Genomic DNA, 2,339 nt, shown 5'->3' on the forward strand with positions numbered 1-2,339 from the left:
CAGGAAGGGAGAGCGGCAGGGGAGGGACCGACAGCCCGGCCTCGGCGGGCCGCGGGGAGCCCGGGGACGTCAAGGAGGACGTCGAGGAGAGCGACAGGGAGAGCGTCAGGGAGGACGTCAAGGAGCCAAGGAGCCCAAGGTCCCCGGCGCTTCCGGCTCCGCGTCCGCGGGAACGCCGCCGACCGCCCCCGCGTCGGCCGCCTCCCCGCGCGCCACCGCCCGCCCCAGCAGCCGCAACTCGCGTTCCACGCCCCGGCCCCGGGTCCGTACGAGCGCCGCCGCGAGCTCCGACAGCTTGCGGTTGGTGCGCTGCGACATCCGGCGCAGCAGGGTGAACGCGGTGGCCGCGTCGCAGCCGAGGACGTACATCACGATGCCGCAGGCCTGGTCGACGACGGGGCGCGAGCGCAGCGCGGTGTCGAGCTGGTCCACCTCGGCGAGCGCCTCCTGGTACTGGCGGTCGCGCAGCAGTCCTGCGGTCGCGAGGTCGCCCAGCAGTACGGTCGCGCCGTGCGCGCTCTTCTTGAGCAGGTTGGGGCGGAACCCGTAGACGGTGATGGTGACCGTGAGCCCCTGCCGGTGGAACGGCAGGGTCATGCTGGAGCGCACGCCGACCTCCAGTGCCTTCGCCCGGTAGCCGGGCCAGCGGTCGTCGTGCAGCAGGTCGTCGGCGGGGGCGGGCCGGCCGGTGGCCACGGCCGTGGGTATCGGCCCCTCCCCCGACTCCCACTGCACCGCGACCAGTGAGGCCAGGTCGGGGTGGGTGACGGCGGTGGGCGGGTGGCCGGCGCCGTCGGAGCCCACGCCCCGCGCGGCGGTGGCCGTCGCCGTGGCGCCGCAGGCGGCGGGGTTGCAGGACACCGCGCGCTCGGCGAGCTGCGCGAGGCTGCGATCGGGGGAGCCCGACTCGGGGTCCAGCGGGAACTCCCGGTATCCCGTCATGAGCACGCCACTCTCCTGGTCTCCGTCCGTCCGGCGCCCTGGACGGGTCGCGCGTCCGCGGGCCTGCCGGGAGATCTGTCGCAGTCCGTGCGAATTCACCGTCACTGGCCGCCTGCCCGCTGCCGGCCGTCGGAAACGGTGGCCGTTTCGCGGCAATCGACCGACAGGGGCGACGATGACCAGGCAGGACGGCCCCGAGGAGCGAACCGGGCGGCCCTGGAGACCTGGAGGCCGCCAGCGGTTACGGTGTGCCCCATGGCCGAGTCGACGGACTTCGGGGCGGAGCTCGCTGATTTCCGCAGCCGGGTCGAGGAGTTGCGCACCGCGCGCGCCCTGCCGCCCCAGGAGCGAGTGACCGCTCTGGACGCGGCCCTGTTCGAACTGCAGCACGTGGCGGAGGTCCTGTGGCCGCGCTTCGAGGAACTGGCCGCGGCGGCGCGGCGCAACGGGGGGCGCCGGGAGGAACCGGAACTGCGCCTGCTGCGCGAGGTCTTCCAGCGACTGCCGGTGCCGGTGGTGCTGCTGGACCGGGCCACGGTCGTCCGCCGGCTCAATGTGGCGGCGACCCGGCTGCTCGGCACGCGGCCGGGGTACGCCACCGGGCGCGCGCTCACCGCTTCCCTGGCGCACGACGCCCGCGCCGCGTTCCGCTCGCAGGTGGCCGCGGTGGCGCGCGGCGAGGGCGATCGCAGCCTGCTGGTGCGGCTGTTGCCGGAGGCGGACCCGGCGGCGTCCGGCGGCCCGACGGCCGGACGCGAGGGGGCCGTGGCCGGAACGGGTGGCGCCGGGCTCGGGGGCGGCGCGGCCGCGGCGCACGGGGGCGAGGGCGCGGTACCAGGTGCGGGCGGGGTGCGGGCCGACGGGCCGGCGCCCGAACCACTGCGGGTCACGCTGACGTCCGTACGGGCGCAGGGCGAGCCCCGCCCCACCGTACTGGCCGCGTTCCAGACGCTCTCAGGACTGACGCTCCCGGAGCTCGCGACGGGGCCGGAGGCCGCGCCGGCGCCGGGCCGGGCGGTGGCCCCGACGGGCGGTGCGCCGGGCTCCGGGGCCGTCCCGGCCGGACGGACGGCACCGGACACACGGGCGGCAGCCGGCCCCCGTACGGCGGCCGGCCCGCGTACGGCGGCGGTCGACGGCTCCCCCGCGCCGCCCGGGGCCCTGGACGGCGCGGGGACACGGGACGGTTCAGGGGCACGGGACGGCTCAGGGACGCGGGACCGCTCAGGGGGCCGGGCTCCGTCCGGGGCCCGTACGGCGGCCCCCGGCGGCCGGGACGCCGTGCGGCAGGACGGCAAGGGGGTGCCCGCCCAGCGCACCGCCACCGGACCGCACACGGCCGCCGAGCCCGCGGCGGAGCGCCGCCCCCGTACGGCGGGCCGCACCGCCCCCGAGCC

The 2,339-nt window shown here is 77.8% G+C and carries 2 protein-coding genes; one reads left to right on the top strand and one right to left on the bottom strand.

Annotated features, from left to right (window positions below; all coding sequences use genetic code 11):
• Positions 1-117: 117 nt before the first annotated feature.
• The gene (locus ACSNOD_RS30535) at positions 118-942 is read right to left on the bottom strand and encodes an ANTAR domain-containing response regulator (protein ID WP_436770329.1); all 825 of its coding nucleotides are present in this window, start codon (positions 940-942) and stop codon (positions 118-120) included.
• A gap of 255 nt (positions 943-1,197) precedes the next feature.
• Here ACSNOD_RS30535 and ACSNOD_RS30540 point away from each other — a divergent pair.
• On the top strand, positions 1,198-2,339 hold a 1,142-nt coding region (locus ACSNOD_RS30540; protein ID WP_436770328.1), incomplete at its 3' end, for a PAS domain-containing protein.

It is taken from the genome of Streptomyces sp. URMC 123, assembly GCF_051386515.1.
In the GTDB taxonomy this organism is placed as follows: domain Bacteria; phylum Actinomycetota; class Actinomycetes; order Streptomycetales; family Streptomycetaceae; genus Streptomyces.

Excerpts from the sequence above, each read along its gene's own strand:
- ACSNOD_RS30535 (WP_436770329.1), bottom strand. The coding sequence starts at position 942 with ATGACGGGATACCGGGAGTTCCCGCTGGACCCCGAGTCGGGCTCCCCC.